Source organism: Planotetraspora sp. GP83 (assembly GCF_041262585.1).
In the GTDB taxonomy this organism is placed as follows: Bacteria; Actinomycetota; Actinomycetes; order Streptosporangiales; family Streptosporangiaceae; genus JAOEGB01.
Map to the genome: position 1 here is coordinate 1 of NZ_JBGCBZ010000014.1, position 26,010 is coordinate 26,010.

The window sequence follows — 26,010 nt, forward strand, 5'->3', positions numbered from 1 at the left end:
ATCGCCTTGCTCGACACAAGTTGATCTACCAGAAGTCCCGTTCGCGTCCTCAAGGCCCTTGACTCAGCCGCAGACAGCCAAACGCAACGGCGTTGGGGTTGAGCAGGTCAGGGGGGTTGGCACGGGAACTCGCGCCTGATCACCAACGGGGAAAACCAGATCAGCGGGCACGCGGGGGAACCTGTGCATGATCACGCCGGTGGGAGGCGGGGCGGCGGGAGTACAGAATGTAGCGGGCAACGGACAACTGGCGGCGGACAACGGGCGGTGGGAGAGCGGCATGGCGCGCGCGGTGGTGATCGGGGCGGGAATCGGCGGCCTGACAGCGGCGGTCGCCCTGGAACAGAACGGCTGGACGGTGACCGTCTTCGAACAGGCGGCGTCCATCGAACCCGTCGGGTCAGGGCTGGCCATCGCTCCCAACGCACTGCGGGCGCTCGACACGATCGGCGTGGGCGACGACGTGCGGAAGCTGTCCGCGATCCAGGGCGAGGCGGGCATACGCCGGCCCGACGGCCGATGGCTCTCCCGGACAAGCGCCGAGGAGGCGAAGCAGCGGTACGGCGAGCCGACCGTGCTGCTCCTGCGTTCGACGCTGGTCGATCTCCTGTCCGTACGGCTCTCGCCCGGCGCGCTGCGCCTCAACTCTCGGGTGGAGTCGGTCGACGCCGACAGCGGCCGGGTCACCACGAGCGGCGGCGCGGTCGACGCGGACCTTGTCGTGGCGGCGGACGGCATCCGGTCGGAGATCAGGAAAGTGCTGTTTCCCGATCACCCGGACCCGGTCTACGCGGGTGTGACGAGCTGGCGCGTGGTCGTCCCGGCGACCGGGCCCGTCCGAGCGTCCGAGACGTGGGGCCGCGGCCTGGTGTTCGGCGTGATGCCTCTGGCCGACGACCAGGTGTACTGCTATGCCACCGCCGTGGTCCCCGCGGGCCAAGTCAACGGTGACGAGAAGGCGGAGCTGGTCCGGCTGTTCGGGGGCTGGCATGAGCCGATCCCGGCGCTGCTCGCCGCCGCCGATCCCCGCGCGGTGCTGCGCCACGACATCTACTCCATGGACACGCCGCTCCCCGCATTTCACAAGGGAAAGGTGGCGCTGCTCGGGGACGCGGCTCACTCCATGACGCCACACCTCGGACAGGGCGCCTGCCAGGCCATCGAGGACGCCGTCATCCTCGCCCTCCATGCCGGGCCGGCGGCCGGTGGTCTGGCGGCGTACACGGAGGCCAGGCTCGGCAGGACGACTCGGATCGTACGGCGGTCCCGGGCGATAGGGCGGCTCACCCTGTGGAGCAGTCCCCTGGCCGTGTTCGCCCGTGACGGCGCGATGTCGCTGGCCGGAAAGCTCGGCCCCAACGTGGCGTTCCGCCAGTTCGACGAGGTCTTCAACTGGCGCCCTCCGGTGTGACCGGGGGCGGGTCCGTCCGGTAGAGGACCACGTAGCCCTCACGGTCGAAGAGGGCCTGGTAGCCCATCGCCTTCAGCTCGTCCACGCGCTGGCGCATGCGGTCGGTGGAGGCCCAGGGGAAGGACATGCGGGCGGTGTCGGCCACGATCCACTGTGCCACCGGGGCCCGGTCCGACCAGAGCAGCACCGTCGTGCGGGCGGACAGGTGCGGGCCCACATGGTTGACCGCCTCGACGACCACCCCGCTCGGCACCATCCTGACCGCCTGCTCCGCCGCGGCCACGTCCGGGTGAGTCTCGTAGAACTCAGGGCGGATGAGCTGGTCGAACGGGAAGCGCGGGACGAGCGTGAGCGCCACCACGAACACACCGCTCGCCCACACCAGGGCACCGGTCCGCGCGTCCAGGTTCGTACGGCGACGCCCTATCCACCCGGTGAGCCGTACGGTCCCGTCGACGCCGGCGCAGAGCAGCACGGCCACCGTGAAGGCGCTGTACTGAAAGTCCGACGCCCACCAGTTCGGGCGGTCCGACAGCATCCGCTCCAGGAACTGCGGCAGCGCCATCAACGTGAGCGGCGAGAACAGGCAGGTCAGCAGCGCCGGCCAGAGCAGGAACGCCCAGGTGTCGATCTTCATCTGAGGACTGACCAGCGTCTTCAGCACGCCGAGAGGATCGGTGACCAGCGTGGCCAGCACCTCCGGGGCGTTCTTCCCGAGCTCGTTGTAGGCCCAGAAGTTCTCCGGGTCGCCACCCAGCGCCGGGATCAGCAGCTCACGGGCGAGGAAGGTGTAGATGAGCCCGGTCATGACATACATGACCCCGTCGAAGCGCCGCCCGCGCAGGAAAACGAAGCAGCCGAAGCCGGCCACCATCAGGCCCATGTCCTCCTTGACCAGGAGGAGCGCCAGCGCGGCGACCGCGGTCGCGCCATGCCTGCCCGCGTGGAACCGTTCGATCATCACCGCGGTCAGGACCGGGACGAAAGCCACCTCGTGGAAGTCGAAGTTCACCGCCCGCGCGACCGGCCATGACACGGCGTACGCGATGGCGACCAGATAGGCCGGTGCGGTGCCGAGCACCCGCCGCGTGTACAGCCAGATCGGCGGGATGGCGAGCGCGAACAGCACCGCCTGGGCCACGATCAGCGTCTCCGGACCGTTGTGGAGCCAGTAGAGCGGGGCGAGCACCGCGAGGAGGGGCGACAAGTGGTCACCGAGCTGGTTGAACTCCGGGCCCTGCCCGAGGTCCATTCCCCGCAGCGGGCTGGTCGGCGCACCGAAGGCGGCGAAGCCCCGGACCGCCTGGTCGAAGATCGTGAGATCGTAGCTGGTCGCCCGGTAGAGGTCGAAGCGGACGAGCCCGAGCAGCGCGTAGATGCCGATCGCCGCCACCGTGATCGCCGTGACGGAGACGAGATGCTGGTCCGGCCACCGCCTCGGTGGGACCGGTCGCGCGCCCCACCCCAGAGGCGCGAGGGTTCGCGTGCGTGTCCCGTCGAGTCCGGCCATCATCACGTTGGCCGGTTTGGCGCGGCGTCCTGTCTTGCCCCCAGCATGCTCACGGACGCGGATCCCCCTGTGATCGCTGATCCCCAACCGACAGGACGGTACACCGGATCGCTCCCGACCGAGGGCAACCGGGAATGAATTGTCGTCATACTCGCGGCAACCCGGCCTCCGGCACCTTGCCGGCAGGCCCGCTTCCTACATGGAGACCCCCCGCACGACCGCGGACATCAGGCCGGGCGGAGGTTCGCTGTGATTCCGAGCGGTCACGGCCACTGGGAGACGTGTGGGCCGCTTGGGGGTCAGGGCGAGTTGGAGGTGAACTTACAGTCGCCGAAGGTGTTCGTGCCGGGGCCGCCGGCGCACGAGTCCGACGGGCCGGGGCCACCGTTGAGGTAGTCGTCGCCGGCCATGCCGACGAGGACATCATGGCCGTCGCCGCCCCAGAGCTCGTCGTTTCCGTCCATGCCGAGGAGCAGGTCGTCACCGGCCAGCCCGACCAGCTTCTCACCGTTTTCACGGCCGCTCAGGGTGTCGTTGTGGATCGAACCGTAGATCCACTCGAAGTCGTTGAAGACCTGGTCACCCTCACCCGGCATGCCGTTGGGGGTCACCCGGTTGAGGCTCACATCCACCCCGGCCGTCGCGTAGCGGTAGAGCAGCGCGTCGGTGCCGGCGCCCCCGTTCATGCTGTCGGCACCCACACCGCCCTCGACCACGTCGTTGCCCTCGTTGCCCTCGATCCGGTCGTCACCCGCGCCACCGTAGACGGCGTCGTCACCGAGACCACCATCGATGACGTCGTCACCGCCCAGCCCGCAGATCACGTCGTTCCCGCCGCCGCCATTGATGGTGTCCGGGCCGGGAGACCCGTACAGGACGTCGTCCACCGGGGAACCATAGAGCGTCCCGGAACCGGAGCCGGTGACGAAATCACCCGCGCAGTCCTGCGCCTGGTCACGCAGACCGATGCCCCACCGGCCCGTCTCGGTCTGGACGGCCGACAGCAGGTAGCGGCCGTTGCGGGACAGCACGCCCCAACCCAGGGACGTCGCCGTGCCGTCCATGCCGGTCAGCACCCGCTTCGCACCCGTGGTGAGATTCCAGAAGACCCGCTCACCATTCGTGCCAGGGCGTCGGTAGATCATGTAGTGGCCGTCCGCGGTGATGGTCGTCCGGGAGCTTTCGTCCGTACCAGTGGCCGCTCCGCTCTCGTCGGTGCTGGCCAAGGTGACCGTTCCGTTCACCAGATCACGGATGTAGGCGTCGGCCACGGTGTTGGTGTCCTCCGGGACCAGCTGGTCAGTGGTGGTGAACGTCAGCTTGCCGCCGTTGCTGATACCGCCGATCGCCGACTCCGGCCGGTTTGTGCTGGTCACCCGGGTGTATTGTCCGGTCACCTGATCGTAGACCGACACCGCGGATTTGCCGTCGGCCATCTTCCAGGTGAAGGCGATGAACCTGCCCCCCGGGCTGATCGCCGAACTGACGCCGCCATAGCCGACGCCGTCGTAAGTAGTGGGCTGGGGAGCCTGGGGGTCCTTCAGCAGCCCGGTCACGCCGGTCACCACGTCACGGAAGTACATGTTGTTGGGCCCCGCCGACGGGAGCAGGGGAAGTTCGGATCGGAAGACGACCGTACGGGATCCGTCGAACGTGGCGGCGTCGACGGGATTGTAATCGCTCATTTTCGGCTGATCCACCCGGGTGACGGCTCCCGTGGTGAGGTCCTTCACGAAAAGGCCTCCGTAGCAATCGGCGCAGCCGGGGTAGTAGACCACCTTGCTGCCGTCCTCGCTCAGACCGGCGACTATCTGGTAGTCCAGGAAGAATTTCGTCCCGGTCTTCCTGTTCAGCACCGCATTGCCGTACGTAGTCGAACCCGAATGACCGGAGGGGGTGCTTATGCCGCCGTAAGCGATCGTATTGCCGTCGGCGCTGATCGCAGAGGGGAACCGGTAGACAGGAAATACCTGATCGTCTTCGTACTCGCGATCGAGTTGACCGGCCACGATGGCTTCACCCGCTATGGTGGCCACCGGAAGCGGCGGGCTCGGTAAGGTCACGGCGCCGGTCTCCACGGCGGCGTGCCCCGGGGAAATCAGCGTCATGGACATGACGGCGGCCAGGGCCGCCGCCTGAAAGGCTCTGGCGGGCCTGAGACGGATGCGCTTCACATGAACTCCTTGTGCGGTTTCTCGGAGTGCCCAATGGCAGGCACACGTTGCGGACGAGCGGGCGCGAGGGACTGCCGGAGAGAGATCTCACTAAGTGCCGCGGCGACCCGTCTCGCTGACGGATGGTCGCTAGCGTCACGATCAATGTCAGGCAGGTGACCGCCGGGCCGTCGACGCCGGGTCACGGGTCCACTCCCACGAACCGGCCACCTGGCCACAACTCCTACTGGATCGGCGGAACCGGCGGTTGCGCCGCCGCGGGCGTGCCGCACGACCCCGCGCCACCCACGTGCCAGGTCGCCTCGGACGCCTCCCGCAAGGTGCAGGTGTCGAACACCCACTGGTGCGGGAAGAAGTTCGCATCAAGGTTGGTCCGGTGCACCAGGACGGCGTCGCATTTCACGCTGAACGGCTGTGCCGCGCCGTTCGGCTCGGGAAGGGCAGTGTTGTCTCCGCAGTATTGGACGACGTTCTGCAGCCATCTGGCGTAGTCGCCGCCCGCCGGCTCGCTCTGGTTCGCAGGCATGTAGGCGGCGGCGTTCGTGCTGCCCGTGTCGTTGTAGAACCTCGGATCGACCTCGTTGAGCCGGAACACGGTGGAAGGAAGGACGTTGATCGTGTTGTACTTCTGCCAGTCACCATTGGCGTAATCTCTGGTATCGGCCTGGTCAAACGTGTGCGTGCGCATGTTCGTTACCCCGACGGAGTCATTCGGGCGCAGGGTGATGCCCTCAAGAATCGAACTCATGGCCGTGGTGGTGCGCTGCATGCTGGCGTCGTTCTCGCGGGTCACATCGAGCATCCCGATGAGCGGCGTGCTTCGGAACTGTGACGTCATCAGGGCGTAGGTGCCCTTCCAAGCGTCAGCCTGAAGGCCCGGGTTCGCCGAATTCGAAGGGCAGTCGGTCGACCAGGTGAACTCTCCGGCCTTGGGGATGCCGTCGGGCTGCGTCCCGCCCGGGCCGCCGCCGACGTCAGAGCCGTAGCGACCGTTGCAACCGGTGAACTTGGGGTACCACATTTCCGGGTATCGCGGCGTCCCCGCGCCGCCGAGGTATATTCCGCCGAAATTGGCGTCCTGGTCGAACTTCGCCGCCAGGCGCGCGGTCATGTTGTTGAACATGTCCCCGGCGAGCTTGTCCCAAGGTGTGAAGCCAAAGGCGTCTGGCCCGCCGAGGTAGCTTACGACCCGCTCCCCGAACCCGTCGGTGGTGTCTTCGACGAACCAGAGGGGGGTGGCGTCGTCGCCCTGCTTGATGATGAAGATCACCGGCAGGGGTCCGGAGCGGCCTTCGGCGGCGTGCCCCTTAGCGTAGGCAAGCGCCTCGTCGATACGTGACGTGTCCAGAGCCGCCGGACTTGAGTCCTGGAGGGTCCGCCACGCGACTTCGATGGCGATGCCCTGCACCCAGTTGGGTATCTTCCCACCGTCCTCGATGTAGGAGAACGCCCCGGCGACAGGCGTGTCAGCCCAGCCGCCGGTTACATAAACCCCCTTACTCAGCGACTTTGGCGCGGCGGGCTGCGGGTTGTGCGGCGTGAACATCGCCTGACCGGCGAGCTGCCACGTGCCGCCATAGAGATTGATCACGTACGGGTGGTCCTGAACGAGCGTTGTCGTGTCAATGGTCAGCTTCAGCTGCGTCCGGCCGTTATCGGTTACACAGGCGGGGTGGAGATGTATTGGATCGCCCGTTGTGGTGTCGACCTGGAAAAGGTCATTGGCCGGGCACTCGTTGGCCCGCAGCACGATTGTTCCAGCCACCTTGTCGTAATCCCCAAAGCTCGACAGATAGCGCAGAGAAGAAGCGGCCCCCGCGGGAGTGGCGCCGATGAATGCCGCTTGAGCGAGGGTGAGAACGCATAACAGCCGAACGAGCAGTCGTCTCATTTCCCGGACGCTAAGTTGGCGATCTATCTTTCCTGGCAATATCAGGCGAACAAAGGATTAATCCTGCGCGCCCGGCGCACAGGATTAATCCACCAGAACCGGTTTCACCAGCGGTCCGGCCGTGACGATGCGTATCGGCCAGAGAGCGAAGGGCCGAAATTGGAATTTCGCTCAATACTGAGATCGTTGATCTCAACCGGAGGTGATCAATCGCCCCTGCTCACAATTCCATTGGAATCGGCGATCTGTGCGCCACTAGGTCATCGGCTATTCCCTCGCTGACACCTTGACAAAAGGGTTTCAATCAGGTGCCACACCGCCGATTTCGTCGCGCCTCGGGCTCAGCGGGTCGCGACGAGGGTGAAGGTGAGCAGGGCCAGGTCGGCGGGGTCGTAAGCGCTGTACGGCGCGGCGAGGCCGCGACGGGCCCAGTCGACGTAGTGAGCGGGGGCCACGAGACAGGGCACGATCCGCGCGGTCCAGCCCGTCGCTCGCGCGGCGGTAAGGAAGTCGTGCGCGCGGAGCCGGTTCGGGATGCCGGGGAAGCTCATCGCCCGGTAGAGCCATCCCGGGTAGCGCAGCATGTTGAGCGGATCACGCGACCGGATGCCGCGCATATGGATCATGCCGTCGATGTGGTGGCACATCACGCCGCCGGGGACGACCAGCTCTGCCAGCCGTGCGAAGGTCGCCGGGACGTCATCGAAATGTTCGAGCGCCGCGTTGCTGACCACCAGGTCGAAGGGCCCTTCGACGTCGGGCATCCCGGGAAAGCGGGTGACATGGTAACCGATCCGGCCGAGATCGACCGGCTGGCCGAGACGATGGCCGAGGGCCTCATAGAACGCCGGGTTGGTGTCCGCCGCCAGCGGGAACAGGTCGGCGGCCGCGTACGACTTCGCCCCGCGTGCCAGCAGGATCGCCCCCGTGCCGAGATCGGGGCCGGGGCCGAGCTCCAGGACCCTGCGCCCCACGAAGTCTAGATCGCCGTCCTCGGCCCACCGGTCGGCCACTCCGATGACGTAGTCCACGCTGCGCTCGACCTCGTCGGTTGTGAAGGGACGCGGCGTCCGGTAGCCGCGCAGCCGGTGCCGTACGGCGTTGGCCAGGCCCATGCCCAGGCCGCCGAGCCACCACGCGAGCCGAGGCTGGCCCGAGGCCGCGTAGGTGACGGGGCCCGGGCCCGCCGCGCGTTCAGGAGCGTCAGAATTGGTCATCGGAATCCTGTCTGGTCGGCCGGGATCACTGACCGGCGTCACTGCGTGGCATCACCGTTGCATCACTGAGGCGTCATGAGGCGTCATGAGGCGTCACTGCGGGGCGGGGTTGCCACGGCCCCAGGCCTCGGCGATGGTCGCGGGGTCGGTGACGGTCGCCTGGCCGCGGGCCGCGACGAGCGCGGTGAGGAAGTCGTTGAGGCAGTACGCCTCGGCGCCCCCCGTCCAGTGGGTGCGCCAGTCGGACCCGGTGCAGTCCCACGACTCGCCCATGCCGGAGTTCACGATCCGCTTGCCGCGCATGAACTTGTACGCCTGCAGGGATCGCCAGGTGCCGGGATACCCCTTGAGGAAGTCCGCCACCCGGTCCGGGGAGATGTAGACGTAGCTGTTGGCATTGTCCGAGCTCGGCACCCACCGGCCGCAAAGCAGCGACACATCGGCGCACTTGCCTCCGGGGATGCTCCAGGTGCTCTGGAAGTACGGCGGGGCCACGCCGCCCGGGGTGTTCGGAGGCTTGTTGACGCCCGTGCCGTACTTGCGGCCGAAGGCGAAGCAGGTGGAGACCACGTCCTGCTGGATCTGCGTGGTCAGCTTGTCGTTGGGGTAGACGAACAGCCCCCACGCCCGGGTGTGCCCGTGGCTCGCGAGCGCGCCGAGGGATCCGCACGACTCCGCGCGCTGCTCGTCCGGGCTCAGCGACGTCATGTCTCGGTAGGCCGCGCCGTGGCTCACGAAGGTCCAGCCGTACTGGTCGCGCAGGCCTGCCAGATCGGCCCAGTTGGCGTAGCCGACGAACTCGGGGCCGCACTGGCGGCCCTGGTCCAGCGCCCGGTTGACCACCACCGTGCCGGTGGCGGTGAACCCCTGCGCCTTGAACAGGCGGGCCATCTCGTCCAGTGGTACGGCGCCGCGCAGCGGACGGCAGCTCGGGTCCGTGGCGCCCCACTGCGACCGGGACATGAGCAGCGTGACGTACCTGTCGTTCGTCCTGGGGTCGTAGTCGAAGGACTGCCAGCGGGTGATCTCCTTGCTTGCCGTGTCGATGAGCCTCGCGGCGAGGATGTAGTGGCCGGCGGCCGGAGCGTGCCAGACGTACGACCAGGTCTCTCCCGTCACCGTCGCGGGGAACCACTTGGCGGCGCCCCAGTTCGCCGCCCCCTGCCACCACTTGCCGGTGTCCCGGTCCTCGACTCCGATGAGCACCTTCGCGACCGCCACGTCGTCGGTCACGGTGCCCCGCATGCGGATGTCGGGCGAGGTGAGGCCCTGGCCTCCGGCCGGTTCGGTCATCGTTCCCGTGGGCGCGCTCGCGTCGGGACCGGGTGTGACGACGGAGAAGGGCACCCAGGGATGCGCGGTGTCGACCAGCCCCGTCACGTCGGTGGACAGCACCGACAGGCCGTAGTCCCCCACTGCGGGCGGGGTCCAGGTGTACGACCAGCCGGCCTCCGTGAAGGACAGCTGCCCGGTCGCCGACGCCGCCCACGGCTTCCCGTTGAGCGGGCCGGTCAGCGTCGCCGGGCGGTCCTGGTAGGCGCCCCAGGTGCCGTCGTTGCGCCACCACAGCTTGGCGGCCCGGTCGAAGATCGCCACCCGGACGGAGGAGACTCCGTGGTTGTCGGTGACGGATCCCGTCCAGGTGATCGGGTGCTGCGCGGGGTAGGTGGGCTGCCCGGCGGCGGCCGTGACCACCGGCGGCGCGGCATCCACGACCAGGAGCACCGATTGCGAGACGTTGGTAACGTTCTGGGCATCCCGGGTCCGCACGGCCACCCAGTACTCCCCGTCGCGCGGCGGCGTCCAGTCGAAGGACCACTTCACCTTGGCGGCGCCGGGCGAGTCCAGTGTCACCGGAAGCGCCTCGAATCCCCCCCAGGTGCCGTCCGCGTGCCAGAAGGTCCCCGAGGCCCTGTCGAAGATCGTGAGGGCTGCCCAGATGACTCCGTTGGCCGCCTGGCCCACGCCGCGCATCGTCATCGCCGTCCCCACCCGGGCGATGGCTCCCTGGGTGGGGCTCGCCACGACCCCCGTCGGCTCCGCCGGGGTCGCCGGGAGGTCCACGACGGTGAACCGCGTGTACGGCAGGGCGGTGTCGATGGAGCCGTCCGCCGCTATTGCCTTGGCCTGGACGAGGTAGTCACCGGGCTCGGGGCTCTGCCAGGTGAAGCTCCACGACCCCGCCCCGTCGAGCGTGGCCTCCTGGCCTTCGTAGTCGCCCCAGCTTCCGTCGGCGTGCCACCAGACGTTGTTCACCCGGTCGGAGATGGCCACGATCATCTTGACCGCGCCGCTCAAGGTGCCCCGGAACGTGATCGGCGCCCGCGTGTACAGGACGCCGTCCGAGGCGGGCTCCGCGATCGTGCCCACGGGAGCGGCGACGGCGGGCTGGGCGGCCACGACCAGCAGGCCGACGCCGAGGGCCGCCAAGGCCGCCACACCGGCGAGTAGTCCTCGAATCCTCATCGTGCTCTTTCTTCGCTCTCACTCGCCGGACGGGGCTTGTCAGTAGTCCGGGCTGTTCAGTCGCGGGGCTGGCTCATCCGGATGAGACGGCGCAGGCCGCCCACGATCATGGGCGCGAACACGATGGCGAGCATCATCAGCGCCAGTGCGAACAGGCTCCATGGCGTTCCGGCCGACGACGCCACCGTGTTGAGCTCTTTGGAGGCTCCCGCCGCGAGAGTGGGATCGATGAGGCCGTTGCCGGTCGAGCCGGGCACGCTCGGCACGGGCTGCCCGTTCTGGTCCAGGGTCACCGGGACGCCGCTCGTATCGGTGGCACCGCCCGTCGCGCCTGGAACGGTGGTCCCGGATGCGGTGACGCCGGGGGCTGTGGCGCCCGCCGTGGTGCCGGGGGAGGCGGAGCCGGGCGTGGTGGGACCCCCACTGGCCTTGGCGCCCGCCGTCGGCGTGCCGTTCGTTCCGGTCGTTCCGTTCGTTCCGTGCGCCTTCGAGCCCGCGCCAGGACTCTTGGAGGGAGTGCTGCCGCTGCCGCCCTTGTTGCTCTTGGTTCCGTTGCCGCTCTTGTTGTTGTTCTGCGCGTTGTTCTGGTTCTGGTTGTTCTGGTTGTTCTGATTGTTATTGTTATTGTTGTTTTGATTCTGATTCTGGTTGCCGTTGTTGTTTCCGGCGTTATCGTTGTTGTTTCCGCCGTTGTTGTTTCCGCCGTTGTTTCCGCCGTTGTTTCCGCCGTTGTTATTGTTGTTGTTATTGTTGTTGTTGGCGGGAGGAGGGTCGTTCGCGGTCTGCTCTCCCACGTCGCCGCATTTCTTGCCGTCCGGCAACTGCAGGCTCTCGTAGTACTTGCCCCACGTGTCGGGGTTTCCGGGGACCGCGGGATGGCCGGGCACCTGCCCGAGCACGTCGAAACCCTGCTGGATGAGGTTCGACGGCAGCGGCGAATACCCGATCTGGTCGACGTTCTTCTGCCCGTCGGTGATGGAGTACAGCACGAACTTGGCGAGCGTCTCGCCCTTGCCGGCGTCGAAGCCGTCGGTGGGAACGATGATGTAGTTGTAGCTGGAGATCGGGTAGGCGCTCGGATGCGGGTGCGTGTGCACGTTGTCGAGCTTGTACGTGCCGTCGCCGTTGCGCTCCGCGGCGGTGAGCGCGATGGCCTGGTTGCAGGCCGTGGGCAGGGTGTAGTTGCCCGAGGCGTTCTTGATTTTCGCCACCGGGACGTTGAGCTGGATGGCGTACGCGTACTCCGCGTAGCCGATCCAGCCCCAGCTCGCGTTGCCGTTCTTCACCTGGATCGCCACGCGGTCGGAGCCGTCCACGAGGTCGGTGTCGGGCCGGTTCGGCCACACATCGGTCGGGCCGCACACCTTGTCGGTGCACTTGGGCGACTGCTCGGTGGAGCATCCGTTGGGATTGCCGGCGACGCCCTGCATGTAGGCCTTCCACCGGGCCGGGTCCATCTGGTTCAGGTAGTCGGTGAACACCGCCGTCGTGCCGGAACCACCGGCGCGTACGACCGGGCGCACCCGTACGTGCGGCAACTGGGCCGCGATGGTGGGGTTCTCATCCTTGACGGCCTGGTCGTCCCAGTACATCTCCGGGTCCGTGCTCTTGTTGGCGCACGAGAACATGTTCTGCGTGAACAACTTCACCAGGAGGTTGCCGGAGAGCTGCAGGTTCGTGATGGGCCTGCCGGCGTTGTCCTTCAGGTTGACCATGATCGCGGTGCCGCCGGCGACGAGCGGCATGTAGGTGAACTTGAAGGGCGGGTCCTGCTCGACGCCCAGGCCTCCGGGAAAGTTGTAGGACACGTCACTTGAGGCGAAGTCGACCAGGCGGCTGGCGAACTCCTGCCGCCCCTGGGTCGAGCCCTTGGGCGCGAAGTTGACGCTCAGCCCCTGCAGCCGGGCGACGTCAGACATCCACTGCTGGATGGCGACATAGGCGAAGGTGGACCCGGAGCCGTTGACGCCGGTGGCCCCCCACGCGGGTGAAGCGCTCAGCGGCGCCAGCATGACGATCAGCATCACCATGATCACATGGGTGCCTCGGCGGAGATTTCGCATGTCCGTGCTCCTGCGTTCGCCGGCGGCTCAGCCGAACCGGCCGTTGACGTAGTCGGCCGTCCGCGGGTCGTGGGGGTCCGAGAAGATCTGCTCCGTGGGGCCCTGCTCGACGACCCGCCCGGGCTCGTTCTCGGCCGCGAGGAAGAAGGCGCAGTGCTGGGAGACGCGCTGCGCCTGCTGCATGTTGTGGGTGACGATGACGATCGTGACCTGGTCCTTCAGCTCGAGGATGGTCTCCTCGATCCGCCTGGTCGACGTGGGGTCGAGGGCCGAGCACGGCTCGTCCATGAGCAGCACGTCGGGGCGGACGGCGAGGGACCTCGCGATGCAGAGCCGCTGCTGCTGTCCACCGGAGAGGCCGCCCGCCGGGGCGTCCAGCCGGTTGCGGACCTCGTTCCACAGGCCCGCCCTGCGCAGGCTCGTCTCGATGAGCTCGTCGCGATCGCGCACCTTCGCCCCCGTCAGCTTCAGGCCCGCCGCCACGTTGTCGGCGATCGTCATCGCTGGAAACGGGTTCGGCTTCTGGAAGACCATGCCGATGCGGCGGCGGACCTCGGTGAGGCGCAGGCCGATGCCGTAGATGTCGTGTCCGTCCAGCAGCACCGACCCCGCGAGTGTCGCGATCGGCACCAGCTCGTGCATCCGGTTCAGGGTCCGCAGGAAGGTGGACTTGCCGCACCCGGATGGCCCGATCAGGGCGGTCACGACCCCCGCGTCCATCTTGATGTTGACGCCTTCGAGCACCTTGCGGGAGCCGAACCAGCAGCTCACCTCCACGCCCTCGAGGACACCGCCCAACGGGCCCGGCGCGGCCTCCTGGGCCGCGACCTCCCGCGACATGGGCGCCGTGTGGTCGATCTCTGGCGCGGTCATGATGTCCGTCCTTCCACAGCGGGTGCGTCGAATACGGCGTTAGCGGCCACGGCGCTGCCTCCCGCGGCCGGGGAGCCGGAAGCGGCGCCGTCCAGGGCCCGCCGAGCCGGCGACCCGGGCGAGCACGAACAGCAGCAGCACGACGACCAGCAGGACGAGCGCGCCCGCCCACGCCCGGTCCACCTGGTTCTCCTGCGAGCTTCTGATCTGCGTGAACACGAACAGCGGCAGGTTGTCCTGGTAGCCGTGGAGCGGGTTGGTGTTCAGCACCGTCGTCCCACCCGTGGTCATCAGCACCGGGGCGGTCTCCCCCACCACGCGCGCCATGCCGAGGATCACAGCGGTGGCCAGGCCCGCGCGGGCGGTCGGAAGGACCACCATCAGCACACTGCGCCAGTACGGCGCGCCAAGCGCGAGCGCGGCCTCGCGCAGGCTTCCGGGGACCACGCGCAACACCTGCTCGGCGGCGATCGTCACCGTCGGAAGCATGAGGATGGCCAGCGCGAGGCTGCCCACGATCCCCGACTGCAACCAAATGTGGGGCTTGATCAGCATGGAGAAGACGAAGAGGCCCGCGACGATCGACGGCAACGCGGTCATGGCGTCGGCCACGAGGCGAACCGGGCGGGCGAGCGGACCCCGGATCTCACTCAGATAGACCGCGGTGAGCACGCCCAGCGGAACCGCGACCGCCGTGGCGAGCGCCAACTGCTCCAGGGTGCCGATGATCGAGTGGAGGGCGCCGCCCTCGGTCGCCTTCGACAGGGGGCCGACGATCTGCATGGTCTCGGTGAAGAAGTTCGGGCGCAGCACCGCGACACCGCGGTACACGACGTATCCGACCACGAGCACGATCGGTGCGAAGGCGATCAAGGCACCGGTTGTGATGAGAACCGTGACCAGTCTGTCCTTCGCCGCCGTCGCGCCCTGGCCGTCATTGATCACGAACCAGTAGACCGGCAGGAAGAGCAGGTACCACAGCACGAAGAAGGCGATCGGCATGATCCGGAAGGGCAGCAGCCGGGCGAAGATCAGCCACGTCAGGAAGAACGCCGCCGCCAGCGAGCCGGCGAACTCCGCGACATCGCTCCACCGCCACGCCTTGGGCCGCCGGCGCGGCGGGACTTTGCGGGACGGTCCGGCGGCCGGGACGGGATCGGGCCGCTTCCGCGCGCTTTCTCGGGCCCCCTCTCGGACCCCCGATGTGATGGGCAGCACCTTGGTCTCCGGCGTCGTCACGCGCCCGCTCCCGACCGTGACTTGTTGACCACCATGGCCGCGAGGAAGTTGATGGCGAAGGTCACCAGGAAGAGGGCGAGACCCGCGGCCATGAGAGCGCTGAGCCCCATCTCCTGCGCGTCCCTGAACTCGATGGCGATGCCGCTCGCCACCGTGATGCCGCCGTTCTCGAGGATCCGGGGCTTGATCTCGAAGGCGATGGACAGGATGAGCGTGGCGGCGAGCGTCTCCCCGAGCGCGCGGCCGAGTCCCAGCATCGAGCCGCCGATGATGCCGGTCCGGCCGAAGGGGAGGATCACCGCGCTGATCATTCCCCAGCGCGTCCCGCCCAGGGCCAGTGCGCCCTCGCATTCGTGCCGCGGCGCCTGCCCGAGCACCTCACGGATGATCGAGGTGGTGATCGGGATGGCCATGCACGAAATGATCAGTCCCGCGTTGAAGAGGGAGCCGCCTGTGGCCGAGGCCTTCGCCAGTGGCAGCCATCCGCCGAACTGCGCGACGGCCCAGTCCTCGATCGGCTGGAGCAGCGGCACGAGGAAGAACAGGCCCCAGATCGCGAGGATCAGGCTCGGGATGGCCGCCATCAGGTCGACCAGCGACGTGAGAGTCCTGCGAATGGCACGGTGGGCGTACTCGTTGATGAACAGTGACGTGCACACCGCGATCGGCACGGTGATCAGCATCGCCACGGCGGCGCTCACGAACGTGCCGAACATCATCGCGGCGACACCGAACTTCGGTGGCTGGCCGTCGGGAGCCCAGGTCTGCGTCGTGAGGAACGAGAAACCGGCAGTCTTCAGCGCCGGCAACGCCCCGATCAGCAGGAATATGCCGATGAGCGTGATCAGCAGCAGAGTCGCGCCCGCGCCGGCCGAGACGAATGCCCGGTAGACGCGATCGGCATCGGTGAGACGGGCCTCCAGCTTGCGTGGTTGCTGAGCCTCAAGCCCTGCTTCGGGCATGCCACTCGTGACCGACCCCTCGGGGTCAGTTGTCTGCACGTCGATCCCCTCGTCAGCGGGTGGTGAGTTCGTCGGTGGATTCCCGCGGCAGTCCCCGTTCAGAGGTCGGTAGTCCGCGTTTCCGGAGGTCCGCCGCAAGTGTCGGGCGAGGTGTGTGGCGGACGCGCGAATGGCGCGTGAACAGGCGCAGACGGCTCCCCGACGGCTTCGCTTCGACGTTCAGAGCGGATTTGACCCAATTTCCAAAGCGCGAATGCCGGATGAACGCCACAGGACGGCACCTCGACGAATGCCGCCGGCCATTGTCTGGGGAAGTCCCGAGCGCTTCCCTATATGGGGGCATGCGCGTACGAAACCGCATAGCCCTCGCGCTGGGGAACTTGAGGAGAGCGGACGTGTGGCGAGGTAGGCGTTTGGGGCTGCTGGCGATCGCGGTGACCGGGACATCAGCCGCCTTGGCCCTCACCCCGGTTCCACAGCAGCCCACCGCGCACGCGGCGGAGGACGCGCCGACAGTCGGGGTGTGGACCTCCGCGAGTGACGGCACGAGACTGGACGGCGACGCCGACCAGAAGCTCGGCGCCGACCAGCAGGTGACCGTCCGCTGGAAGGGCTTCACCCCGAACTCGTCCGTCGTGCTCACCCAGTGCGTCAGCCCAGGCCGAGCCTGGTACCAGTACAACGGCGCGCTGTACAACTACACCGAGTGGCACCCCTTCGACTGGTGCGCTCCCCAGACCCGCCAGGCGGGCACCACCAAGGCGGATGGAACCGGCTCGGCGACCTTCACAGTGAAGCAGGGCACGATGGCGCCTTCCACCATCTACTACAACTCGGGCTCCAGTACGGCGAACACGGCCTTCACGTGTACGGCGAACGCGGCCTGCGTCGTCATCGCCAGCGAGTGCGAGTGGCAGCAGCCGCTGCAGTACCACACCGACTGGCCACAGGCATTGCTCCCTCAGACGACGCCACCGGCAGGGGTCGACGAGCCCGCCCGCGCGGCGGCGAGCCAGAACCTGAACTTCGCCCCGGGCAGCGACGGGAAACCGATCACCAGCGTCGTCCCCGCGCTCAGGCCGCCGGACTTCCCGACCGAGAAGCCGCCGCCCGTGCTGGAGCCCGTCACGGGGCAGCAGGTGGGCGCGCCGATTTACGGCACGGGGGCCTCAAACGTCGCCATGGCCTTCGAGACCTGGCTGACCGGCGTCCGCAGCCAGTCCCAGGCCGCCGACGTGAGCTTCTCCCGCACGACGTCGATGCAGGGCGCCGCGACGCTCAAGTCCGGGTTTCAGAGCAAGTTCACGCGGGGCGCCGACTTCGCCGTCACCGGCGTGCCGTACGACAAGGACACGGTCGGAGGGGATGTCGCCTACGCGCCCATCTCGCTCACGGCGCTCGCCATCGCCAACGAGGTCGAGATCGCCGGCCGCTCCGTCCGCGAGGTGCGGATGAGCCCACTCACCGTCGCCTGGATGCTCGGCCGAGCCTCCGCGCCCAACTCCGGGCCGCTCGCGTACCTGAACGGGTACGAGACGAGCTGGGGCGCTCTGTCCCCCGCGAAGACCTTGCTCGCCCTCGACAACCACGGCTGCGAGCTCCCTCCGCGCGACATCGTCCCCCTCTTCCGCCTGGGGCAGTCGGCTCAGAACCAGGTGCTGTCGGCGTGGCTCGGGGCGACCATCCCCAAGGACCTCTTCGATCGCGAGTTCGCCGGCAGCGAGCCAGGTGGTCTCGAACTACTGGCGACCCAGGCCGGAACGCGTGGCACCACGACCGGCGCCGAGACCGCCCGGCAGATCGCGACGCAGTTCGGCGACCTCACCAAGCTGGGTGTGGACGGCAAGCCCGACCCGGACGCGCTCGCGAAGAGAGACTCCAGGGCGGGGCTGGGGTATGTGGACATCACCGAGGTCAAGGCACTGGCCGAACGCGGCTTCCCCCTCGGCGTCTCCGCGCTGAAGAACGCGGCCGGCAAGTACGTCGCGCCCACCAAGGACTCGATCCTCGCCGCGTTCTCGACGATGAAGAAGAACACCGACGGGATCTACACGGCCGTCTTCGACGACAAGGACCAGGCCGGCGCCTACCCGCTGCCGATGGTCCACTACATCGCCGTGCCCAAGCCCGACGCGACGGGCAAGAACCCACTCCCCCTCGAGAAGCGCAAGGCCCTGTCCTTGTTCATCAAGTACGCCGTGAGCGACGCGGCACAGGCCCGTATCGAGCAGCTCGGGGGCGCGCCGCTTCCGAAGGCGCTCCGTGACCAGTCGAACCAGGTCGCCGACATGCTGCTCGCGCCCGACCCGACTCCCTCCTCGTCTCCGAGCCCGACCCCCTCGACGTCGCAGACGAGCAACAACGGGAACGGGAACGGCGGCACCACGACCGGAGGCACGTCGGGCGGCGGCACGAGGACGGAAGGCGGCACTCCCGGACCCGCCGACCCGAACGCGGACGTGATCGACGGCAACTCGAAGCCGGCACCCACCGTCACGATCACCTCGACCCACCGGCCGACCGCGACGCACCGTGCCACCACCACCCGCAACGGCGGCAGCGGCACCTCGACACGATCCCAGAACAGCGGCTCCCGGAACGGCGGCTCGGCGGACACGAGCCCGCACACCGGCGCCGACACTCACACCGATACTCACACCGGCGCTGACACCGGCACTGGAACCGACACCGGGGCGGGGGCCGGGACGGGAACGGGTCAGGGCCAGCCGCCTGCGGGGAACCCGCAGCCGAGCCCGGTCGCCAACGCGCAACCCGCCCCTCAGACGCTGGCCAATGAAGGCACCGTCCGAGGCGGCACGATCCCCGCGCCCTCCTGGGTCGTGCAGACGAGCATGCTGATGATCCTCGGAGCCATCGCCCTGTCGCTGGGCGGCACGTGGCGCGGCTACCTCCTGTGGAAGATCCGCTCGAAGCCCTCCGGCGCGGCGGCCTCCTCAACCACGGCCTCCTCAACCACGGCCGGCCCGCCCGAGGCCGCAGCTTCCGCCGGACCTTCGGCGACCCCGGATGTCACGGCATGACGCCGATGGACACCGCCACGTCGGCAGGCGACGGCGAAGAGGACGAGGCGGCGTACTCCGCCGCCCTGGAGCTGGCTGAGCAGGCCGTACAACGGCTGGAGGAGACGGTCGCCCGCCTCGCGGGGACCAGCGGCGGCCCCGAGCACGCCAGCGCGCTGGTCCTCGCCGGGTCGGCCTCGGTGCTGCTCGGGCAGGTCGAGGTGACCGTCGGCTCTGCCGGCACGACTGTCCAGGCCAAGACAGCGGCCCTGCGTTCGCGCTACGACGACGCGCTCCTGCGGCTTGGAGCGGTCCCTTCTCCGGGACAGCCCCCGTCCGCCCCGCCGTACGGCCAGGCGCAGTGGGTCCAGATCGGCCCAGGCCAGTGGGCCCAGGTGGCTCAGGTGGGCCATGCCGTCCCCCCGGGATATGCCTTGCCGCCCGGCTATCCGATGCCGCCGGGCTACGCCGTGCCTCAGATGTACGGCATGCCGCCCGGCTACGGCGTGCCCCCGGGCTACCCGCCGGGCTACGGCCTGCCGCCGGGCTACCCGCCGGGCCCTGGCATGCCACCGGCGGCGGCACCCGGCCAGAGCGCGCCGGCCGGCCCACCGCCCACGATGCCAGTCGGCCGGCCCGGGGCGCCCGCAGCCCACCCGGGGGCGCCCGGTGCCACAGCGCCCACAATGACCAGTCCGACGATGATCGGGCCCGCGACGCAGACCGTGTACGGCCAGACGATGTACGGCCAGACCATGTACGGCATGCCGGCCACCGGAGCTACGTCCACCACCGGCGCCATGACGGGGTTCGTGCCGCCCGCTCCCCGTGCGAAGCGGAAGACGCTGCGGGAGTTCGTGAACGGGCTCCCCCCGGAGGTGCGCAGGCTCGGCGGCGTCTCGATGACCGCCCTGACCTTTATGGGTGCGCTACTGCTCGCCTTCTCCCTCTACGCGTCCTCTATCGGCCATCTGACCTACGAGCGCAACCAGCGGATCATGATCGACCAGCTCAACGAGAACTTCAGGGTCGCCGCCGCCATCGCCGCCGCCCCCGTCGCGGGGGACAAGAACCTGGCGGCCCTCCCGCCCCGGGGCGAGCCGATCGCGCTGCTGGAGATCCCCAAGATCGGTGTCCGTGAGGCCGTCGTCCAGGGCACCGGTACGGCGGAGCTGAGGTCGGCCGTCGGGCACTACCGCCCCTCGCCGATGCCGGGCCAGGTCGGCAACACCGTACTGGCCGGGCACCGGAACCTCTACGGCGCGCCGTTCGCCCGCATCGCGGAGCTCAATCGCGGAGACAAGATCGTCGCCACCACGCAGGAGGGCCGGTTCTCCTACACCGTCGAGACGACGCTGCGGGCGAGGACCGGAGAGCAGGACTTCATCTCCCAGGCGACGATCGTCAACCGGCTCACGCTGCTGACCACCTCCGACGGTGACCGGCCCGGTGGCAGACTGGCCGTCATCGCGCGGCTCGACGGCCAGGCGGCGTCCCTGAAGACCCGCGACCCGAACCAGGTCAAGCTCGATGAGCTGGGCCTGGGTCGCGACCCCTCCGCGTGGTGGCCGACACTCGGGTGGGGTGCCGTGTTCTTCGGCTTGCTCAGCGGCACGCTCATGCTCTACCGCCGCTGGCGCCGGATCTCGACCTACCTGCTCACCACCCCGGCACTGCTGGCCATCGCGCTCATCTGGTTCGAGGCACTCGCGCGCCTGATCCCTTCGACGTTCTGATCCGTGGAGGCCACGATTCGCCGCAGCAGGCTCGCGTTCACGCCGAAGACCGCATGGGGACTGGCGGACCAGGCGCTGGCCAGCGCGACGAGCATCGCTCTCACCGTGGTGGTCGCCCGCGAGGTCGACACCTGGGCACTGGGCGCGTTCGCGACCGCCAACACCCTCTACATGATCGTTCTCGGCTTCTCGCGGACTGTCGTCTCCGAGCCCCTGCTGGTCCGGTTCAGCCACGTGGCGGAGACCGAGCACCGGCAGGGCGTCCGCCAGTCGACGGGGCTCGCGCTGCTGATCGGCCTGCTCGGCGGAGCGCTCCTGCTGGGCGCCGCGCTGCTGTACGGGGGCCTGGTGGCGGAGGCGATCATGCCGCTCGCGATCTTCCTTCCCGGGCTCCTGCTCAAGGACGCCTGGCGGTTCGCCTTCATCGCGGCTGAACGGCCGGGACATGCCATACTCAACGACCTCATCTGGGCACTCGGCCAGGTCGCCGGGGTCGGCTGGGTCATCGGCTCGGGGCATCCGACCGTGGGCGGGATCGTGGCGGCCTGGGCCGTCTCGGCGACCGTCGCCGCGGCCGCCGGGGTGCTGCAGGCGCGCCTTCTGCCGGCCCCCTGGCTGGCCCGCAGGTGGATCCACGGCACCAGAGACCTGCTGCCCGCCTACACCGTCGAGTTCGTCGCCCGCGTCGGCGGGCGCAACCTGGCCCTCCTGGCCGTAGGCTGGGTCAGCGGGCTGCCCACTCTGGGCGCGATCCGCGCCGCGGAGGTGGTGTTCGGCCCGCTGAACGTGCTACTCCAGGCGGGCAACCTGGTGGCCATCCCGCAGGCGGTGGGCGCCCTGAGGCGGTCCGTCGCGACGCTGCGCGCCACGGTGGTCGCCCAGTCCGGCGCTTTGATCGTCCTGTCCGCCGGCTATGCCGCGTTCGCCCTCATCCTGCCCGCCGGACTGGGCAGAGCGCTGGTCGGGGAGTCGTGGGGCCTGGCGGAGGCCATACTGCTGCCTACCGCGCTGCTCTACGCGTGCGTCGCCGCCATGACGGGCCCGATCGTGGGGCTGCGCGCCCTGGGCGACAACCGCCGCAGCCCGGCCGTCCGCCTGCTGTTCGCCCCTCTTTACATCGGCTTCGGCGTGGCCGGGGCGGCCGCGCAGGGGGCCGCTGGAGCCATGACGGGCCTGGCTCTCGCCAATCTGGCCGGCGCGGCGCTCTGGATCTGGCAGTTCCACGACGCGCTCCGCAAAACCGAGCCGCCGAGTCCCCCACCACGCCTGACGACCCCCGTGCCCGCTGTATCCGTGCTCACCATCCCCGTGCCCACCAGACCCGTGCCCACCTTCGCGGCGGCGTCACGATCCGCCGTTCCCCCCATCCAACAAGTCACCCGAGGAGACACGATGGAACTCTCCGAATATGGGCGACGGTATCGCGGGATCATCCTTCCGCTGGCCGCCATCCCCATTGTCGCCGCGGTAGGCGGCGGGGGCTGGGCGATCGTCCAGCCTGTGACCTACCAGCACGTCGTCTCGCTGCAGGTGACCACACCGGCCGACGCCGTCGGCGCCGCCCTCGCCGAGCAGACCGTTGCCAACTACCGCACCCTGGTCACCTCCCCCACGGTGACCGCGACCGTCGCGCGCGAGACGGGCACCGATCCCGGCGAGATCGCCGACGGGCTGACCACCGCGCGGCCCGACAACGTCAAGGAACGCGGCACCGTCGTGCAGGTCATCTACGTCGGAAAGGACCCCGTCAAGGCCGCGGCGGTCACGCGGTCCGCCGCGATCGCCGCGGTGAGCGAGCTGATCCGCCCCTACATCGAGCGGGCGAAGTCCGATGTCGAGACGGCGAAGCAGACCGCCGCCGGCAGCGCCAAAGCAATGGCGAAGGCAGTGAAGAAGAGCGGTCTGGCGCCCGATCGATATCGCGTGCTCTACGCCGAGATCACCCGGCTGCAGTCCGAACTCGCGGCGCCGAGCGGAACCCGGGAGCGCGACGCGATCCTCAAGGCCATCGGCGACCGGCAGAGACAGCTCGCCGCCCTCACGCCGGACCTCGTCCCCTTCATGTCGATCCAGAACGAGGCCGACCAGGCGAACCGCTACCTCGTGGAGGCCGAGCAGAACCTGCGCCAGGCCGAGGCCCGTCTCACCCAGTCGAAGGCGTCCATCACGCCGGTCACCCCTGAGGGGGTGGTCGTCGAGAAGTCCTCGCTGGTCGCCAGGGCCGCGGCGATGGCCGGTGGCGTCGGCGCCCTTCTGGCGCTCGTCATCTTGATGTTGCGCGAGCTCCTGCGCCAGCGACGCCCCGCCGCCCACCTGGGGCCCTCACGGGCCTCGGCGGTCCGCGCGCCAACCGGCCCCCCGCATCCGGCCGTGAGTCCCGCCGAGTTGCTCATCATCGAGCGCACCACCGCGGATCGCCCCGACCATCAGCTCCGCTGACGTGGACCGGCTCACGACGAGGCGAACAGGACCGCTCAGACCGCGTAGCCGTACCGTTCGAGATGTCCGCCGAGCGATCGGTCGAGCAGGGCCAACTGGTCCGGAGTGAGGTCGCGGCGGAAGGCGTCAGCACGGCCGGCGGAGAAGGAATGCCTGACGAATCCGCGCTCGAAGCCCGGCGTCCAGGGCAGGCCGAGGAACTCGAGGATCGCCTCGAGTTGCTTGCGCGGGTCCGCGACGATGTCCTCGTAGCGGACCTCCAGCCAGACGTCGTCCGGGAGGGCCGCCCGGGCCATGGCGTAGGCGTCGATCAGGTGCTTCCACGCGATACCGGCAAGCTGGACGTATGAGCGGCCCGCGCCGTCCCACTCCCGCTCGTACGTCGCGGGCAGCGGGCCGAACGGCCAGCCCTCGGGGCCGAGGTGCCCCCGCCACCAGGGCATCTGAAGCAGAGAGTTGGCCACCGCGCGCCCGTCGCGGACGATGTGGACGAAGCGCGCCTCCGGAAAGATCTCCCGCAGGAAGCCCGTCCGCGGCCACCCCGTGAACTTGTGGAGGTAGGCCGGCGCGCCCTCCGCCACCGAGCGGGACTCGAAGAAGGCCTTCGTACGGCGGGCGAGCCAGGGGGTCACGTCGGAGGCCAGAAGGTCCCTGGACGGATCGACGAGCAGGGGCGAGACCTCTCGGGCGAGCGCGTCATACCCCTCGGAGGGGGCGTAGCGGAGGCGGCCCTTGGCGGTCAGCGCCGGCGGCACTCTCCGGTAGATCACGCCGCTGCGGCGGCGTATCCAGCCGGGGCAACGTGCGTACCGGTCGTCGAGGTTGGAGACGAACCCCACGTCCGGATGCCTGGCCAGCACCTCGTGGACGAGTGTCGACCCGCAACGTCCAGTGCCGATGACGAAGCTGAGCACGTGCTCTCCTGCCCTGAAATCGCTCGAAGTGGCTCTGAGCCGCACGGAGACGACCTCGAGTGCCCGATGACGTGAGGGGTGAACGGCGGAACCGGGCCGGGCTCCCAGCGAAGCCCGGCCCGGCACTGTGGACCCGGGTGGTGTCCTAGGTCAGTGGATGTCGAAGGTCACGCACTTGTTGCCGATCGGGTTGACCTTCACGAAGCCGTTGGAGGTGATGACCTTGTCCACGGCCGCGCCCCAGTTACGGTCGACGTTGTTGTTCGGGATGCCGGGGTTGGGGTCGCTGGTCGGCTTGCTGTGCAGCGCGTTCGGCTTGCAGATGAAGCCGGCCTCGCCGACGTAGCCCTGGATCCACGCCGGACCGCCGGTGCGGTAGACGTTGAACAGGGTGCGGTTGAACTGGTAGGTGCCGTTCTGGATGGTGGTCGGGGCCGGAGCGACGCCGCCCACGCTGATCAGCGCGGTGTCCGTAGCGCTGCAGTCAGCCTCACCGGTGGTGTACTTGCCGAACGACAGGGCCCAGATCGAGCGCTGACGGTCGTTCGCGCTGGGGAGGTTGTTGATGGGAACGCAGTTGTTCTCGAACAGGACCTGACCGCCGGTGGCCGAGACGCAGGTGTTCGGGTCGCCTCCGATGAAGGACGAGAACGCGGAGTAGGTGCCGGAGCTGGTCTGGATGCCGTTCACGATGATCGCGACGTCGGCGCCGCCGTAGTCCGACCAGTTGGTGTTGCAGCCCCGCGGGCCGGTGCCGAGGAAGATCTCCTTGACCTGGGCCACGGTCAGGTTGGTCACGCCGTCGGAGGCGCCACCCTTCCAGCGCGGGATCGCGATGGCGTCCTTGGCCCACCCGACGTAGCGCAGGTGGTCGTTGGGGTCGTTCTTGCACTCGGAGGGAGCGCTGGCCGGCGCGGACGAGGAACGCGCGTAGCTGTAGTAGAGGGTGCCCGCGAGACCGTCGTTCTCCTGGCAGAGCTGGCGGAGACCGGCCCCGGAGCCCTGCGGGTACATCTCGGTCGCGACCTCGTGGTCGTAGTTCTCCGTCGTCACCGTGGTCGGGGTGTCGGCGACGCAGGTCCACTGCGGGGTCGCCGGCGGGACGGTCAGGTTACAGCCGGGGGCCTGGTTGAACAGCGTGTCCATGGCCTGCATGGCGAAGAAGGTCGTGTCCGACCCGGTGCCGGTCATGACGAAGTTGAACTTGCCGTCGGAGAAGTCGGGGGACGCGGAGGCGGGGGACGCCAGGGCGCCGACGGAGGCGATCACGAAGGCGATCGCGCCGATGCGCTTGCTCAGACCGCGGAATCGGAACTTCTTTTGCTCGTGCATTTCGCCGGACATGAATCCTCAATCCTCTGGGGACAGCGAACATTCGGTGCGCCGCCCATTCCCGACTACGAATGGCGGGAGGCTTGGTCGCGACACCACTGGGATCATCAGTGGGGCCCGGCCGTTCGCCAACTAACCCGACGTGTCGGCAGCGAGAACACGAGGTTAGAAATGCGGATATTCCAGAATGCGCAGCCCCTTCCCGCGACTTTTCTCGCCGTTTACCGAATTAGCACCGGCAAGTCGGGCCGAGGGCATTTCCTCCCCGCATAGTGCCGTCCCATGAGAAAACTGCTGATCACTGTCTCTGTCGCGATGACCGGGCTCGTCGGCGTCACCGGATGCGCCGCCGGCGACCCGGACGGCCGGCCCGAGCAGTCGCCTCAGGCACGGACCATCGCCCAGATGGAGCAGCCCGCGAGCCCGCTGCCCGCCTCCCCCGATGTGATCAGCGCAGGGGATTCGATCCGCGTCACCGGCAAGGGCCCGGTGCCGCGGCAGCTGGTCACCGGCACCGGTGAGACGATCACGTGGCGGAACGAGACGGCCAAGCCGATCTCCGTACGGTTGATCGACGGCAGCAAGCCCTCGGGCGCCATCCCGCCCGGCGGCACGTACACGCACGTCTTCGACACGGCGGGCTCCTTCGCCTACCGGATCGGGAAGTCGGACGATCCCGCCGGCGTCGTGGAGGTCCTTCCCCAGCCGAGCTCGGAGCCCACCCCCGCCGCGAGCGCGGTGGGATGACGCGCGCCCTGCCGTA

Annotated in this window: 16 protein-coding genes; 5 read left to right on the forward strand and 11 right to left on the reverse strand. The window is 68.7% G+C overall.

The features are described 5' to 3' along the window. Positions 1–187: 187 nt before the first annotated feature. Positions 188–1,411: an FAD-dependent monooxygenase gene (locus ABH927_RS20125; RefSeq protein ID WP_370023732.1), complete on the forward strand. Its 1,224-nt coding sequence runs from the start codon at positions 188–190 to the stop codon at positions 1,409–1,411. Here the strand turns inward: ABH927_RS20125 and ABH927_RS20130 are convergent. The 9 genes from ABH927_RS20130 to pstC form a co-directional block, all read right to left on the reverse strand. Next, positions 1,389–3,008 (reverse strand): DUF2079 domain-containing protein, encoded by a 1,620-nt coding sequence (locus tag ABH927_RS20130; protein WP_370023733.1) that lies wholly within the window; start codon positions 3,006–3,008, stop codon positions 1,389–1,391. The two genes, ABH927_RS20125 and ABH927_RS20130, sit on opposite strands and share 23 nt — an antisense overlap. Positions 3,009–3,220: 212 nt before the next feature. Continuing rightward, positions 3,221–5,095, reverse strand: coding sequence for a hypothetical protein (locus ABH927_RS20135; protein ID WP_370023734.1), 1,875 nt, complete (start codon positions 5,093–5,095; stop codon positions 3,221–3,223). A gap of 223 nt (positions 5,096–5,318) precedes the next feature. After that, the gene (locus tag ABH927_RS20140) at positions 5,319–6,986 is read right to left on the reverse strand and encodes a hypothetical protein (RefSeq protein ID WP_370023735.1); all 1,668 of its coding nucleotides are present in this window, start codon (positions 6,984–6,986) and stop codon (positions 5,319–5,321) included. A 341-nt stretch (positions 6,987–7,327) separates the two neighbouring features. Continuing rightward, a complete protein-coding gene (locus ABH927_RS20145; protein WP_370023737.1) occupies positions 7,328–8,203 on the reverse strand; it encodes a class I SAM-dependent methyltransferase in 876 nt (291 codons plus the stop codon). Between the two features lie 93 nt (positions 8,204–8,296). Further along, positions 8,297–10,669, reverse strand: a complete 2,373-nt coding sequence (locus tag ABH927_RS20150; protein ID WP_370023739.1) for a hypothetical protein — start codon at positions 10,667–10,669, stop codon at positions 8,297–8,299. Positions 10,670–10,725: 56 nt separating this feature from the next. Next, on the reverse strand, positions 10,726–12,732 hold the full coding sequence (locus ABH927_RS20155; RefSeq protein ID WP_370023741.1) for a substrate-binding domain-containing protein: 2,007 nt from the start codon (positions 12,730–12,732) through the stop codon (positions 10,726–10,728). A gap of 27 nt (positions 12,733–12,759) precedes the next feature. After that, a complete protein-coding gene (locus ABH927_RS20160; RefSeq protein WP_370023743.1) occupies positions 12,760–13,605 on the reverse strand; it encodes a phosphate ABC transporter ATP-binding protein in 846 nt (281 codons plus the stop codon). A 39-nt stretch (positions 13,606–13,644) separates the two neighbouring features. Continuing rightward, positions 13,645–14,844, reverse strand: coding sequence for a phosphate ABC transporter permease PstA (gene pstA, locus ABH927_RS20165; RefSeq protein WP_370023745.1), 1,200 nt, complete (start codon positions 14,842–14,844; stop codon positions 13,645–13,647). Beyond that, positions 14,841–15,845, reverse strand: a complete 1,005-nt coding sequence (gene pstC / locus ABH927_RS20170; protein WP_370023747.1) for a phosphate ABC transporter permease subunit PstC — start codon at positions 15,843–15,845, stop codon at positions 14,841–14,843. Before pstC ends, pstA begins: the two co-directional genes overlap by 4 nt. 356 nt (positions 15,846–16,201) lie before the next feature. On the opposite strand from pstC, the gene ABH927_RS20175 reads away from it, so the two are divergent. The 3 genes from ABH927_RS20175 to ABH927_RS20185 are packed head-to-tail and all read left to right on the forward strand — an operon-like array spanning position 16,202 to position 23,001. Next, positions 16,202–18,847 (forward strand): hypothetical protein, encoded by a 2,646-nt coding sequence (locus tag ABH927_RS20175; protein ID WP_370023749.1) that lies wholly within the window; start codon positions 16,202–16,204, stop codon positions 18,845–18,847. Further along, positions 18,844–20,562 (forward strand): sortase, encoded by a 1,719-nt coding sequence (locus tag ABH927_RS20180; protein WP_370023751.1) that lies wholly within the window; start codon positions 18,844–18,846, stop codon positions 20,560–20,562. The genes ABH927_RS20175 and ABH927_RS20180 overlap by 4 nt, the downstream gene beginning before the upstream one ends. 3 nt (positions 20,563–20,565) lie before the next feature. Continuing rightward, on the forward strand, positions 20,566–23,001 hold the full coding sequence (locus tag ABH927_RS20185) for a hypothetical protein (protein ID WP_370023753.1): 2,436 nt from the start codon (positions 20,566–20,568) through the stop codon (positions 22,999–23,001). A 35-nt stretch (positions 23,002–23,036) separates the two neighbouring features. Here the strand turns inward: ABH927_RS20185 and ABH927_RS20190 are convergent, their stop codons facing one another. Next, positions 23,037–23,915 carry a sulfotransferase gene (locus ABH927_RS20190; RefSeq protein WP_370023755.1) on the reverse strand — a complete coding sequence of 293 codons (879 nt, stop codon included), beginning with the start codon at positions 23,913–23,915 and terminating at the stop codon, positions 23,037–23,039. Positions 23,916–24,065: 150 nt separating this feature from the next. After that, a complete protein-coding gene (locus ABH927_RS20195) occupies positions 24,066–25,259 on the reverse strand; it encodes a substrate-binding domain-containing protein (RefSeq protein WP_370023757.1) in 1,194 nt (397 codons plus the stop codon). Positions 25,260–25,529: 270 nt separating this feature from the next. Between ABH927_RS20195 and ABH927_RS20200 the strand changes: the two genes are divergently transcribed. Continuing rightward, complete coding sequence (locus ABH927_RS20200; protein WP_370023759.1) at positions 25,530–25,994, forward strand: hypothetical protein; 465 nt, start codon at positions 25,530–25,532, stop codon at positions 25,992–25,994. Positions 25,995–26,010: the final 16 nt, after the last annotated feature.